The following is a 14,536-nucleotide window of genomic DNA, read 5'->3' as shown; positions in this document are numbered from 1 at the left end:
AGTTCGATGCAACCCAATCGCATGCAAGAGTATATCAAAGCTGGTCATCTTCCCAACGAGGCAGAAGTAAAAGAATATGTCGAGGATATTAAACAGGATGTCCTTGAATCTGCCCAGGAAGGGGAAGCATTCCTCCAAAACAAAATCAAAGAAAATCCCGGATTCGCCCTCGGGATAGGTCTTCTTGCTGGTCTGGCGATAGGATGGTTATTGAAACGATGAGTGTATCCAACGGCAAACGTACAACACATGAAGAACCCATTTCCATGCGTAAAAACATTGGAGATCTCGGTTCCGACCTGATCGCACTAAGCGAATTGCAGCTGCAATTAATCAGTCTTGATTCCCGTGCCGCGCTTCAAAAAGCAATTCTTCCTATTGGCCTGATGCTACTGTCAACTGGTCTCCTCGTCGGAGCATTTCCGCTCGCACTCATCGCGTTGACCTGGTGGCTGGCTATGGCAACCTCTCTGACGCAGGCAGCAGCGGGAGGAATCGTCGCCGGGGTAGCAGCGGTACTGGCAGTTATTCTTCTTTTGGTCGCTAAGAAGGGCCTCCAAAACAGTACGAAACTGCTGGATCGATCACGATATGAATTAAAAAACAATATTCAATGGATCAAACGAGTTTTAAGCTCAAAAACGGAGCGACGCGACTGTAGTGATTACGTTTGAACCAGATGTGAACCAAAGTTATTCAGATAAAAATAGTCTGGATCGACGACTTACTTGTTGATTCAGTTTCACCAACTCGACGAATACCGTCTCTGTAAGGAAATAGAAAAGGTCTTAATATGACTACTTCAAGCACGACTTACGAACGACAAAGTTCCAGTAATAACCCTCAAACAACCAGAACCACAACAGGCGAGTTGCAGCCGGTTGACGATGTTCTTGAATACGTGAAAACGTATGCAATTCATAACCCCGGAACCACAGCGGCTTGGTGTTTTGGAATTGGTTTCATCGTGGGATGGAAACTTAAACCTTGGTAGGCCCATCGCGAGTAAATCAGGTTTTAAGCGATTCCTGAAATGACACGGGGGAGATAATTGGGAGACCTGGCAATCGTAAAACGTTAGCTTCCTCACATTCTATCTCCTCTCATGTTAAACTTTGTGTACTCATTTGCGATTGTCTCTATTGATCAGGGGGTAGTTCGTTGTCACCATCGGCGTCAGAATTAGACCCAAAAGCATCTGTTGAAGACGAAGTCGATCTCAACGTTGTGCCACTCGACAGCGAAACTCCCTCGAGTCTAGCGGAACAGGGGGATAATCCTTCTTCGACGGACGGAGAAGCATCGAAAGACATTCCGTCCGAAGCGAAAGACATTGAGGAAGCAAAACCCCGTCTGGGCCCCCCCGATGAGCGGGCGAAAGTCATTCGCAAATACGCTCACTTTTCTTTGATCCTACTCGGTTTAATGGCGATTGTTTACGCTCTTCACTTCGCTCGGGCTATTTTAATCCCTGTTGCCCTTTCCGTCATAATTTTTTTCCTGCTCTCCCCACTCGTTCGCTTTATGACCCGGTTACGTTATGTCAATGAATCTGCGGCTGCAGGATTGATTGTAATCGCCTTTGCCGTCACTACTGTGATCGGCAGTTACTACCTGACGGCCCCCATTACCGAATGGGTCAAAGCAGCTCCTTCAACATTCCGCCAAGCGGAAGAAAAGCTAAAGGTCTTCTACGAACCAGTAGGACAATTAAACGAGGCGACCGAAAAAGTCAGTAAAATGACGCAAGGCGAAGAATCCGAACAGGTCGTGAAGGTTGCCGTACAGCAGCCTCCTGTTACGAGCTATATTCTAAACTCCACTGTCAACGCGGCCACTGGGGCAATCATCTGCTTGGTGCTTGTCTACCTCCTCCTGGCAGGAGGACATCGCAGCATCAATTCAATTGTAGAATTAATGCCCTCCGTCGAAGACAAAAAAGGCCTGGTCAGCCTGCTGCGCGATATCGAACAGGGTATTTCAAGCTATCTCCTCACGATAACGCTCATCAATATTTGCCTGGGGATCGTCATTGGTACTGTGCTGGGCCTGCTGGGCCTTCCTGACCCCTGGTTACTGGGAATCATGGCGGCGCTGCTGAACTTTATCCCTTTCGCGGGGGCCGCGATCGGAGCGGCGATCGTGTTTATGATTGGCGTCGTTTCCCTGGATGCCCCATTAGAAATTGCCATCGGACCAATATTATACTTCACGATCAATTCGCTTGAAGGCAACCTCGTCACACCCGTCATTCTAGGACGCTCGATGAAACTTAATCCGGCGATCGTCTTTCTCTGTATCATATTCTGGGGATGGGTTTGGGGAATCGCAGGTGTACTTCTTGCCGTTCCGATTATCGGTATCACCAAAATCTCATTCAGCCATTTCAAAGAGTTGAAGCCGATCGCGCATATTCTAGCTGGGTAAAAAATTCCCGGGATCACTACAAGCGGCCCTGAAACCCTCTGATGGGTCAAGGCCGACCTTATTTTAAAGGCTCTAAGAGAACTACAACTGGGTTTCAGGATGGATTCTAGTATCGATTAATCCAGAGACATCCCTCAAGCCTTCCGCTGTGCTATTCGATCCGCTTAGCCGTGTAGTTAGAGTGAAATGTACAGTCCTCTTCATGTGACTGTCGTCCGTTACCAATTTGTCACTTTGACGTTCAGGCTGACTCGCCAGCGACCATCTTTACAAGCAGGTCGTTGTGAATAAACGACTTAGAGCACGACGTTCGCTTTGGCACGGAAATCGCAACTCATCTTTTTCCGAATGCGGGCTTTCCTGTTAACCGGGCCATTAAATGAAGGATCGAGCAATGTTCGGATGGGTAATCGTACTTTTGACATTGGCGATGTTTTGCATGGGAGAAATGGCTCCCGTCATCAGTTTCACACAATTCATTGGCCTGAGTCTGATTATTGGGATGTCGCTCCCTTTGCTTTGGAAGCTTCGTCGCCGCGGGCGATACATTCCAGGAGCCACAACGCAGCCCAGCTTCGGCAGAACGGTTTTATAGATTCCGCTTACTTGATAAGGCAGAGGGCGTCGCTTTTCGAGATCTCATTTTTTTCTTGAAACGCCCCTTTTAAAAATACGGACATTTTTCTCAGCATCGTTATTAGATTGCCACAATTTCTCCTAACGAAACTGAGTTTCACAGATCGGACTTTTTATGTCTCCCTCACCTCTGGCTCTTCCTGTCTGTAATAGTTCCTTTGAGTCCACTTCTCCCAGTGAACACGACGCACAGGAACAGGTCGTTACAATCGAAAAGAACGAGCAAAGAATTTCAGAGGGAACTCTCCCTTTAGGACTTCCTGATTTCATAGCACAAGCTCCCTTTTATAACGGGATGATGCAAACGGTACTGACATGGACCAAACGCATCAAAGAATCAGCGCTCAATGAATTCAATCGGCGTCCTCTCAACCTTCCCATTGATGACGGGACAGGAGACTGCCTCACTGCCGAGTTGCTTCAACCTCATTCCGATGTCGGTGCCAACAGACCGTTGATCGTGCTATTACATGGACTAGGTGGAACGTCTCAAAGCGTTTACATTCGCAGCGCGGCTCACTATCTCTGTTCACAGGGAAACAGGGTGGTGCGTCTTAACTTCCGGGGAGCAGGTGATGCGGCAGGCTGTTGCGATGAAATTCATCATCCCGGCCGTTACCGCGACCTGGCAGCCTTATTTTCTTCTGTTAGTAATAATCCTCAGTTTCAATCCGAACTCGAAGCGGGTGTTGTCCTGGCAGGATTTTCCCTGGGCGGTTCAGTCCTTTTGAACTATCTCGCCCGAGAAGACCTTGATGATCGTATTCGTGGCGCCATCACGATCTCTGCACCACTCGACTTAAAATCAACCTCGCGTTGTCTCGACAAACCCACTCGCTGGCCGTTTCAACGTTATCTGCTGCATAAGATGAGACATGAGATTAATCGTTCGAACGTTGATATCACTCCTGCTGAAGAAAAAGCGATTAAGAATGCCCGTTCAGTCTGGGAGTTTGATAAAACTTTCACTGCCCCCCGTGCTGGGTATTCAGATGTAGAGAGCTATTACGCCGACAACTCGGCAGGGACACGACTTTCGCAGATCAATATCCCGACCTTATTACTCTTCGCTAAGGACGATCCTCTTATCGATGGACAGGGGTATTTGAATCGTAATTGGGATGATAACCCGTGTTTGATTCCAGCAATGGTGCCCGATGGAGGTCATGTCGGTTTTCATGCATCTCCCAACTCTTTACCAGACAATGCTACACGCTGGCACGAGGCCTGTATTCATCAATTCGTGAATTCGCTCCAGAGCACAGATCATCAAATTCCTTCTGATTGTTCCAATTACCAGGAGAAACAATATGCCCAGTTGGTCTAAAAAAGATGAACGACAATACGAGCACATTAAAGAATCAAAAATGGATCGGGGAAGTAGCCTCGAACGTTCAAAAGAAGTTGCCGCTAGGACGGTGAACAAAACTCGCCGTGAAGAAGGACGAACACCCAATTCTCAAACTCAGGGCACGGGAAATCCCAATACCCGATTAGAAGATCGAACAGTCGAAGAACTGCGAAATCTTGCGTCTGAATTAAACATTGATGGTCGCAGTAAGATGAAAAAGTTAGAACTCATCGACGCTATACGGGAAAAACGATCCTCATGACTCGCTTGATCCAGTTCTCTGATCTTCATTTTGGCCCACCCTACGTGGAAAAGGTAGGAAACCTGCTCCCGGATCTGGCTCACGAACTGGATTCAGATGCCATCATCATTAGTGGAGACTTTACGCAGAATTGCCGTGAAGAAGAATTTCAAGCAGCTCATGATTTCCTTAAACAACTTCCAGATGTTCCAACACTGACAATTCCGGGGAACCACGATGTCCCCAAGTATTACGATATTCTGGGACGGTTGAATAATCCTTACGATTTCTACCGGAAGTACATCAACGAAGACCTTGATGTTTCTTTCCAACTTCCCGGCGTACGCATCGTCGGACTGAACTCAACGAAGCCGTTGCGAACCATTAAAAATGGTCGCATCTCGCGTGAACAGCTCGATTTCGCTGCGAAAGAGTTGGACGACGCTGAAGAATCGGATTGGAGAATCGTCGTCGCCCATCACCACTTCGCCCCCGCTCCCGATTACGAAGGGAGCGACGTCATGCCGAAAGCGAAACGAGCCCTCGACAGGTTCAACCGCCTTCAGGTCGATCTCATTCTGGGAGGCCATTTACATCGGGCCTATATTGGGAACTCGCTTGATGTCTATGCCGGAAATGAAATCCTGGAACGGGGGATGATTATCGTGCAATGTGGAACATCCACCTCCCGTCGGGGCAGGGCACGAGAGCGGGAAAAGAATTCGTTTAACGTGATTGATCTTAATGAGCATACAGTTCAGATCACCCACTGGCTCTACTTCGATAAATCAGCCCGTTTCTGCCAGGTCAGTCAGTATCGCTTTCCCAAACCAGCGTTGAGAACACTCGACTGCCAGCCAGAGATTTCAGACTGGAATTCGACAGAGATATCGTCGCGGTAACTGAATCGTTAACCTCCATATTACCTGATGGGAACGTCTCTTTATTGGGCCTTTTCCACTGCTGGAACGATAACCGGAACTGCGCGTTTCACTACTTTTATTTCCACATCATGTTCCCCAATGAGGCCTCCGTCCGCTCGAACGGGTAAATTGGAATCGGCACTAATTCGGATACTCGATCCGATTTTATAAAAATCGATATGGCTCGTTTCTTCGGGATGTTTTCGCATCGCTTTCCAAACAAGTTCTGTATACGCTCCGATACCACGACCACGAATCAGACACAGATCAAGATGCTCATCATCCGGTTCGATCCCTTCTCCCCATTTCATTTCGCCAAAACCAGAATTCCCCACGTTAGCCACCATCACCAACGAGGCGGAGAGAGTCTCTTTGATTTCGGGGGCTTCGATCTTGAACTTCCACGCGCGGTGTTGGCGTATTTCTTTCAGCAACGGCCACAAATAAGCGAGTTTGCCGATCACTTTCTTGTGAGCTTTGTTTTCCCGTTTAGTTATCTGGGAATAAACACCAAGACTGATATGGGAGAAATAAGTTTTCTTACCAACCCGCATTCCATCTAACCATCTCTTATTTACTCTCTCATTGATCACGTCGAGAGATTCCCCGATATCCAAGGGAAGCTGTAATCCCCGCGCGATTAGATTCGCCGATCCATTGGGTACAACCCCCAGTTCCGCATCTGAACCTTGCAGTTCATCAGCTACCTTCGAAACGGTCCCGTCGCCCCCAACAGCGATAACCACTTGAAATCCATCGTCCAACGCCTTTCGTGTCGCTTTGCGACGACTCTGCCCTTTGGCTTCTCGAACAAAGTACTCACACTGAATTCCCTGGCTAGTCATTTTGTCTTCAACGAGATCGCGCAATTCCTGCTCATCCGCATTCCCGGCCTTGTTATTCACCACAAAGAAGATTCGTTTGATTTTTTTTGATCGCTGATCGTCCATTTCAATTCATCCGAAAAGCTTCCAGAATCCCTTCTGGCAGCAGATAACTCATTTGATTAAGCAAGACAGGTCATATTGCCAACACAGTAAGCAGGATGCAATTAACGTACCGGCCATCCAACAGAAAAGGCCTGCTCTACTGACAGCAGAGCAGGCCTTTTAAATTTCAGATGGGTCACTTTACACTACAACGACTTTGAGCCCGCTTCAGTTGAAATGACAACCTGTTTAGTTTGCAATGAATACCCAGCAAGAAGTTCTATAAGTTCTTCGCGGTTGATCGGTTTTATGGTGTAGTCGTCGCATCCAGCGTCGAGACATTTTTGTCGATCATGGCTCATAGCATGTGCAGTTAACGCAATAATCGGACGAGTATAGCCAGCCTCCCTCAGCAATCGTGCCGCTGAATACCCGTCGAGAACAGGCATTTGCATATCCATCAGCACGACGTCGATTTCATCTTCATCATCTCGTGTCGATTGCAGAGCAAGTTCTCTGGCGATTTCACCATTGGGTGCCAGGATAACTTCGGCGCCCGCTTTCCGCAGAATGAAAGAAATCAAACGCTGATTGTCCGGACCATCTTCTGCCAAAAGAATTTTCATCCCCTGTAAGGCGTCAGAACTCCATTTCATTTTCGACTGGCTTCGCTGATTTGATTGGACTGCTTCTCGTTGATGAACCATTGGAACACCAGCAAGCGAACCGGTCGCCACAGAGAAGGTAAATATACTTCCTTCGCCCACCTCACTCGTCACGTCGAGTTCACCGCCGAGATGTTCCACTAATCGCTTACAAATTGCCAGCCCCAATCCAGTTCCACCGAATTTGCGAGTAGTTGAACCATCAGCCTGTGTAAATGGGATGAAGACATTTCCTAAATTCTCAGCGGCTATACCAATGCCGGTATCCACGATGCTGAATTCCAATTGGGCATCGCCAGCAGCATTTTCTGACTGTCGAAGATGAATGGTAACAGTACCGGTTTCTGTGAACTTAAGTGCGTTCCCCACGATGTTGATCAGAATCTGACGAATTCGCGTAGGGTCACTCTGGATAAACCGAGGAACAGCCCCGTCGAATTGCAAGTCCAACTCCAGGTTTTTGGATTCATCTCGAATCTTCATCAGCGATATAACATCTTCAACCAATTCGACGGGTTCACAGCGGATATTTTCCACTTCCAACTTACCCGCTTCGATTTTGGACAGGTCGAGAATATCGTTGATCAACGAAAGCAGGAAATCCCCGTTCCGTTGAATAATTTTGGCGGCTTCAATGTTTTCATTTATTTCTAAACTGCCTAGAAGAATCTCATTGAAACCGAGAATGGCCGTCATCGGAGTGCGAATCTCATGCGACATGTTTGCCAGGAATTCACTTTTAGCGACGGTGGCCGCCTGAGCCTGCTCAGACATCAGTTTTTCTTGCGCACTCTGATCGGCTAATTGCCGATTGAGGTTATTCAGTTCCTCTTGCGCTCTCTCAGCTTGAATCAATAATTGTTCGGTCTCAGTCGCTTGTTCTTTAAAGACTTGCGCCGCCTTCGCCAGGCTGCCCAGTTCGTCTTTCCGTCCCAGTGCCGGTATTGTTTCGCATTTGTAACCTTCCGTTAGATCGCGGAATGTACTCGCAATCGCATTCAGCGGAGGCACAACATTCCGTTTAATCATCCAGGCGGCAAGAATGCCCAATAGAATCGTGATGATTGAAAATACGTTACTCATTTTCTGAAAGTGTTGACTGTCGCTCTTCATGACAATCGCCAACTCATCAACATACTGACTACTCTTGGTACGAAGTTCACTTGCGATGTAACGAAATTCTTCCGACTCACCCGCTAACACCACATTCACTAGGTGGAGATATCCTCGCGTAGCCTGAACCATCTGGATCAATGCTTCTTCATAACCCTCTGTCGCCTTTAGAGTATTCTGAAGTGCCGCTTTTAAGTTTAAATCTGTCCGATGCTCTCGCTGAACCTTTTTCAAGAGTTGGCGCGTTTCAGCCAGACGCATTTTGGCTGTGCGAACATGGATGGAGTCAGGGTCGTTTACATACCTCAGCGTATTCAGTTGTGCAGAATCGAACGCGATTTTAATCGGAGAGAGTGATTCAACATTCATCAGTTGCTCAGATATGGACTCCATTCCCGCTTCGAATTCTTGATTGTGCTGGCCAAGACTATCTTGCAAGATACTACGACGGCGGCCCCGGTCGAGAACGACCGCTTCCATGATTTCACGATGGGTGGTCAAATGTGTCTGCATTGCTTCAATGGCGTCCTGATCCGAATGACTCAGCGGAGTTATTTTCGCCTGGGTAAGCAACCACTGAAGATCATCCTGCAAATCTGCTGCGCGTCGCTCCGAACCGCGGTGGCCGGTGAAGGTAAACAGCATCACATTCTTCTGCAACGCCCCGACGACACGATCAATCTCGCTGTAGATCTCCACCTTTTCATGAAGGGCATTATATTTTTCCAGATTCCCCTGCGCATTACTTAAACCGTAATGGCTCATCACGACAATGGAGATATGCAACACCATGACCAGGGTAAAGCCCAGTGTAATTTTGGCACCGACGGAATAGACTCGTGGTTGTTTCTGTAGTAATTCTTTTTTTTCAGATTGCATATCTTTTGATTTCTACTCGGAACGATTTCCCCAAATGGTCATACGCATTATCTGCATTGAACTAACTCAGACACGCGTTTAATTATTTGGCCCTTTTAAGAAATACCTGGCGATGTCCCAGATCATTTCAATTCGTCGACTCAAAGACACTGATCCCATTGATGAGATTGTCAAATGCCTTAACATTTTTCAGTTTAGTTTCGAACATTCTTAGTTATGCAGTTAGAAACTCGTACCAACGGATAAGACTATATTCATAACTGTCCATGACTGTATTCCAGACTGCCACATTGCTCAGTCTGTCGTAGTAGGATCCTCCAGATCGCCTGTCCCCTTTGAGTACTGCAGTGCGACCATCGGCTCCGGGCAAATCCTGAGTTGCCACTTGACCCTCATACCAATAGTTCCATTCGACCGGTCTCACATGCTCGCGAATTAGTTCCGGAATAGACATGTAATATCCTTGTCGAGCCATGTGTGCTCCGGCCCAACCTTCCAGCCACCAGTTCATATAGTCGTAAGCGGCATCACGGACATATTCATTTGTTTTGGAAGAGAGGCATAAAACCCCATGCCATCCCCTATAACCTTCTCGGGGGGCAGCATATCGCACGGGAATGCCCATGCCATTCAAGGTCGATACGGCGGGCGAAAACATACTTTCAATCACTACTCGGCCCGTTTTCATAAAACTGACTGACTGTGATATCGAATTCCAGATCCCGTTAAATTGGCCTCGACGTTTGTAATCAACCATCAGCTCAATAAGGTTATCGATTTCGTTCCGCGTCAGATTTCCGATATCTTTAAATTGCAGTAAACCTTGAGCTTGGGCCGCCAGTGCAGCATCCAGCAGACCGATGGCCGGATTATTCACCAGGCCAACCCGTCCACGATACCTTTCATCGAACAGCCAGCCCCAACTCTCATTTCCAGAGGACTCATCATTCGTGATGATATTGGTGTTATAGCCAAATGAATCAACGTTATGGACATGCGGTAGAGCACTGACCTGATCTGTCTCTTGAGTTCCAAGGAGACCATCATTTTGTACATAAAGCGATTTATGGGGTGCGTCACCCGCCCCAATATTCATTTCCGGTGTTAATCGCCCCGTCTTGCATAAAGGGCTGATTTCTTTCCATCGACGAATACGATGCTTGTCGAGAGGTTGAATAGCGTTCGCCTGCCACAACACATTGATGCTATTTGCTGCTTGTTCACAAACGTCAAAACTCTCCGGTCGAGTTGATGCTTTTTGAAGAACACCGGAGCTTCCTTTAGCTTCAAAGGCAATCTTGAAACCAAGGTCTTTCTCAGCCTGACGTCGAATCTTCTCTTGCAACGTCATGTTGGTGCCCAACACCCGCAACGTAAAATCTTTTCGAGAAGCATGGACAACCGGAGGAGAAATAAGCCAACCAGCGGTACCCGCGCAGCCTGCCTTAAGAAAAGTTCGACGAGTAACACTATTGTTTCCTGTCGTCTCAACTTTGGTTTCAGTTGTTCTAGTCTTCATTATATTAATTCCGCTAAAAACGTAGTGCGTTGTTCGGTTTTTTCTGAATGTCTCAACATCAAGGCATTCATCGACTTCCCAACTTCTGCTCAAGACTAGGTTGCATTTTGGCAACACGCTCATAATCAACAATTTGGACAAGCGTTCGTTTGACTTGAAAGCAAAAAGGAATTGCCTGTAACGATTATAACGGCCAGGTCTTGGGGTGTTTCACCTAGAACCACAGTCCAACTTCACGGATGTCACCCCTGTTTTTCGTACACCTCACTCTCGCGATTCACCTACTCGACCATTGCACTTCAACTCTCAATTCTTCGCGAAGAGACTCTGTTTTTTCATTTTGGACCCTCGAGAAATGGTATGGCGATTGCGTAAAGAGTGATGAGGGAAGTCAGCCATGCGACTCAGGAGAGTCACAGAACGGATGCTGCCACACACTTCCAGGCATTACTATTTTTCCAGGAGAACAGGATATGTTCAAAACCACTCTTACCCTTTTCGGTTGTGCCGCAATGGGCACCTTTCTGACGCTTCCCGCACTATCTGCACAAGAACGAGATGCCGCCGAAACACCCACAAACACAGAAGTCGAAGTCGACTCGAATGGCGTTGAAGTCAATGTCACTGATCGAGAACAAAATCGTCCTGTTGATCGCAGGTCGAACGCCGATCAAACGATGAACGGTGAAATCGCAGACTGGTTGATGGTAGATCAGCAGTTCACCCTGCAAATCGCCGAATTTGGAATGCAACGTACGAAAACCCCAGAAGTTCAGGAATTATTAAAAACTCTGTTGCAAGACCATCAGGCTCTGTCGGAATCCTTATCACAAATGACATTTACTACGCCCTCAGAACGCAATCAAGAGGGAGTGCGAGACACTGGACTTACTCGTGCAGAAAAACGCATCGAGCGTCACCAGGCTAAGCGAGAACTTCGTGAAGATCGGAACGATGGCCCTGTAGAAAAGACCGCTGAAACGATTGAGGAAGGTGTCGCCACCATCCTTAAGGGTGCCGAACGAATCGCGACCAACGACCAACCCAACCAACGTGAACGGAACGATCGAATCAATGAAGATCGACCTATTCGAGAAGATGATGTTACTGATCAGGAACGTGTCGTCGTCAATCGTCCTGAAGGACCAGATTCTGATATGGCTTCTTCTCGATGGATCGGCGTACATCAGGAGATCAACAACCAACTGATCGCCAATGCGAAAAAGGATTTGGGAGCTCGTCAGGGTTATGAATTTGACGCTGCATTAGTGGGCATGCTTGTTGGGGACCATCTGGAACAGGCAGCCACCTTGTCCGTTCTGGAGAAACACGCCACTGGCGATTTGCAGAAAGCAATTGCTGATGCCAGCAAGATCATAAATCAACATCGCGAATCTGCTGAGCAGGTCATGCAGAGTATTGTACCAGAACAAAGATAGACCTGCCTTGGTCTCCTCAGCCCTTTCAGTTGCTGGAGTAGAGGATTCGTTTCCTATAGCGAAACTCTTTGCTTCGGCACTGGAAGGTTCGCGAAATAGTCACAGGTAAGTAGCTCATCAAGTTCTCTTCTCGAACCATGCTTTTCTGACATCCTGATAACCAGATTCGTACACAATTCTACGTGGTGCGAACTCGACAACTCTTAATCCACCACTGAGGGTTCTCTCATGACTGCGATTCCATCAAACCATCGTATTGACTCTGCCTTCCAGTTTATTCAAACGGGGTACCAGTTTATTCCCAATGAATGTGACCGGCTCGAAACAAATATTTTTGAGACTCGTTTCTTCGGTAAGAAAACGATCTGCCTGAGAGGTCCGAAAGCGGCGGAACTCTTTTATGACGAAACTCGATTCGAACGAAAAGGTGTCTGTCCCGTTCGTTTAGTGAAAACTCTTTTCGGCAAAGGGGGAGTACAGGGGCTTGATGACACAGACCATCGGCAACGCAAAGAGATGATGATGTCGTTAATGTCGGAAGAACGGATTGACGAACTCTCTCAGCACATGCATAAACATCTCGATCAACAATCGGCGCAATGGGAAACACAGAATCGCGTGGAGATACTGGATGCGATGCATCACGTTCTCAGTCATGCCATCTGTGAATGGTGTGGTATCGACCCCACTCAGCAGGATATGGAAAAGGTCACTCAGGATATGGCGATGATGGTCGACGGCTCCGGTGGAGTCGGACCACGACACTGGAAAGCGCGGCGCGCTCGTAAAAGAGGAGATCGTTGGGCCGGTCAACTCATTGAACAGACCAGGGCGGGCAAACTAAATCCCCCTGAAGATTCGGCACTATGGGTATTCGCAAAACATCAGGACAGGAAGGGCAACCTGTTGCCAGCGCAAGTTGCTGGTGTCGATCTACAAAACATCATTCGACCAACCATCGCCATTGCGCGCTGGATTATGTTCGCCGTCCACGCTATGCATACTCAACCACAAGCTTTTCAAGAACTAAAAGCAAACTCTGATATCGACGCAGCCGATCGGTTTGGTGAAGAAGTGAGGCGATACTATCCCTTTTTCCCCATGGTTGCCGCCCGCACCCGATCTGCGTTCGAGTGGAATGGTTACGAGTTCCCAGCTAAAACAAGGGTATTCCTCGACCTATACGGAACGACCCACCATCCTCATTACTGGAGTAATCCAGATGACTTTATCCCCGACCGATTTTTAAGTGATATTGACCGTAAGTTCACAATGATCCCACAAGGGGGAGGGGATTATCATCAGAATCACCGATGTGCGGGAGAATTCATTACACGGCGACTTCTGCGAGACGCTGTCCGTTATATGGCGGATCAAGTCGACTTTGAGGTACCCGCTCAGAACCTTTCGATCTCAATGACGCGCATCCCAGCAGAACCTGCTGATAGGATGCTGCTCTCGAATGTCCGAAAACGAGTACCCAGTGACACGCCCGCATATGTGGGTTAAAAAGTAAAAGGCCCGAGTTAATAGAGAAGAGGTCTTTCGCTGCGAGCGACTTCTTTAAATTCGACCGCGAGAGGCGCGGAAGCCATATTCAATCGCAAACCAGTTTGCGTAACGTTCGCGGTCTTCTTGGCGTGTGTTCCGGTGGTCGTTGATATGGCCAATTTCGTGAATAAGAATGTTATTCAGATAGAAATCTCGAATCGTCTCTTCGGTCCAACTCAGGATCCATTCCGATCCGTGTTGTTCCCACTGGCCCCCATACATCTCTGTTTCGATTCGCTGCTGCGGCATTGGGGCTCGGGTGTAGACTTCTTCCAGGTTCGCTTCGATAGGATAAAGGTAAACCGTGTTTCCCCATTGCATCCCATAACAGGGGAATAGAGCTCGCTTACGCGTCATGGCGCTGAATTGAATTACATCGAGGTCCGCCTGAAATTCAGCAGGTAACTCTCGAATTCGTTCGAGAACTTCATTGCGAGTAACGGGATGAATATAATTTTCACCCGCGGAGTACTCTACAAAAGTGAAGTGATCCGCTTCTGTCGGAGCATGCCAGATTTCGGGTGCATTGAACGCCTGCGACTGGCTGCGCTCGCCCCGTCCCTGCTTAAAGTAGAGACCAGGTCGACGAGATCGAGTTTGTTTCCTCGTCTGCGACCGCCGAGACTTCTGTTTCTGAGAGCGCTGCGTTTTCTGCTGTGGGAACTTTTTCATTTGAAGACCTTCCACGTAACGAGCTCATTCCGTCCTGGAAGTCTCCTCCATGCAGGTAGTCCAGTTTGCCATCTTGCCTATTGGACACTCAAGTTTACCTCCGGTCCGAACCGTTAGACGGGCCGAATCCGACATCCTATGCTAGGCAGATGAGGAAATCAGATTCAAGATGGACAAATTCAAAAGTGGCA

General features: G+C 47.8%; 14 protein-coding genes. 10 read left to right on the top strand and 4 right to left on the bottom strand.

Annotation, left to right across the window (positions count from 1 at the left end; genetic code table 11):
- The first annotated feature begins 6 nt into the window (after positions 1-6).
- From Pla110_RS08400 to Pla110_RS08365, 8 genes are all read left to right on the top strand, one after another.
- A complete protein-coding gene (locus Pla110_RS08400) occupies positions 7-222 on the top strand; it encodes a hypothetical protein (RefSeq protein ID WP_144995081.1) in 216 nt (71 codons plus the stop codon).
- Positions 219-674: a phage holin family protein gene (locus tag Pla110_RS08395; protein ID WP_197440594.1), complete on the top strand. Its 456-nt coding sequence runs from the start codon at positions 219-221 to the stop codon at positions 672-674. The genes Pla110_RS08400 and Pla110_RS08395 overlap by 4 nt, the downstream gene beginning before the upstream one ends.
- Before the next feature lie 119 nt (positions 675-793).
- Complete coding sequence (locus Pla110_RS08390) at positions 794-994, top strand: hypothetical protein (RefSeq protein ID WP_144995077.1); 201 nt, start codon at positions 794-796, stop codon at positions 992-994.
- 167 nt (positions 995-1,161) lie between these two features.
- Complete coding sequence (locus Pla110_RS08385) at positions 1,162-2,427, top strand: AI-2E family transporter (protein ID WP_144995075.1); 1,266 nt, start codon at positions 1,162-1,164, stop codon at positions 2,425-2,427.
- Positions 2,428-2,821: 394 nt separating this feature from the next.
- On the top strand, positions 2,822-3,022 hold the full coding sequence (locus Pla110_RS08380; protein WP_144995073.1) for a hypothetical protein: 201 nt from the start codon (positions 2,822-2,824) through the stop codon (positions 3,020-3,022).
- 156 nt (positions 3,023-3,178) lie between these two features.
- Positions 3,179-4,390, top strand: coding sequence for a YheT family hydrolase (locus tag Pla110_RS08375; RefSeq protein ID WP_144995071.1), 1,212 nt, complete (start codon positions 3,179-3,181; stop codon positions 4,388-4,390).
- Positions 4,374-4,676 (top strand): Rho termination factor N-terminal domain-containing protein, encoded by a 303-nt coding sequence (locus Pla110_RS08370; protein ID WP_144995069.1) that lies wholly within the window; start codon positions 4,374-4,376, stop codon positions 4,674-4,676. The genes Pla110_RS08375 and Pla110_RS08370 overlap by 17 nt, the downstream gene beginning before the upstream one ends.
- Positions 4,673-5,557 (top strand): metallophosphoesterase family protein, encoded by an 885-nt coding sequence (locus Pla110_RS08365; RefSeq protein WP_144995067.1) that lies wholly within the window; start codon positions 4,673-4,675, stop codon positions 5,555-5,557. Before Pla110_RS08370 ends, Pla110_RS08365 begins: the two co-directional genes overlap by 4 nt.
- A 41-nt stretch (positions 5,558-5,598) precedes the next feature.
- Here the strand turns inward: Pla110_RS08365 and Pla110_RS08360 are convergent, their stop codons facing one another.
- The 3 genes from Pla110_RS08360 to Pla110_RS08350 form a co-directional block, all read right to left on the bottom strand.
- Positions 5,599-6,528: a diacylglycerol/lipid kinase family protein gene (locus Pla110_RS08360; RefSeq protein ID WP_144995065.1), complete on the bottom strand. Its 930-nt coding sequence runs from the start codon at positions 6,526-6,528 to the stop codon at positions 5,599-5,601.
- 185 nt (positions 6,529-6,713) lie between these two features.
- On the bottom strand, positions 6,714-9,164 hold the full coding sequence (locus tag Pla110_RS08355) for an ATP-binding protein (RefSeq protein ID WP_144995063.1): 2,451 nt from the start codon (positions 9,162-9,164) through the stop codon (positions 6,714-6,716).
- Between the two features lie 214 nt (positions 9,165-9,378).
- The gene (locus Pla110_RS08350; RefSeq protein WP_144999645.1) at positions 9,379-10,683 is read right to left on the bottom strand and encodes an ABC transporter substrate-binding protein; all 1,305 of its coding nucleotides are present in this window, start codon (positions 10,681-10,683) and stop codon (positions 9,379-9,381) included.
- Between the two features lie 473 nt (positions 10,684-11,156).
- Here Pla110_RS08350 and Pla110_RS08345 point away from each other — a divergent pair, with 473 nt between their 5' ends.
- A complete protein-coding gene (locus Pla110_RS08345) occupies positions 11,157-12,122 on the top strand; it encodes a hypothetical protein (protein WP_144995060.1) in 966 nt (321 codons plus the stop codon).
- A gap of 228 nt (positions 12,123-12,350) precedes the next feature.
- A complete protein-coding gene (locus Pla110_RS08340; protein WP_144995058.1) occupies positions 12,351-13,631 on the top strand; it encodes a cytochrome P450 in 1,281 nt (426 codons plus the stop codon).
- A 54-nt stretch (positions 13,632-13,685) separates the two neighbouring features.
- On the opposite strand, the gene Pla110_RS08335 is transcribed toward Pla110_RS08340, so the two are convergent.
- Positions 13,686-14,345, bottom strand: a complete 660-nt coding sequence (locus tag Pla110_RS08335) for a hypothetical protein (RefSeq protein ID WP_144995056.1) — start codon at positions 14,343-14,345, stop codon at positions 13,686-13,688.
- Positions 14,346-14,536: the final 191 nt, after the last annotated feature.

The sequence above is a fragment of the Polystyrenella longa genome (assembly GCF_007750395.1).
Lineage (GTDB): Bacteria > Planctomycetota > Planctomycetia > Planctomycetales > Planctomycetaceae > Polystyrenella > Polystyrenella longa.
The sequence above is the reverse complement of the archived record's forward strand: the minus strand, read 5'-3'. Positions and strand labels throughout refer to the sequence as shown.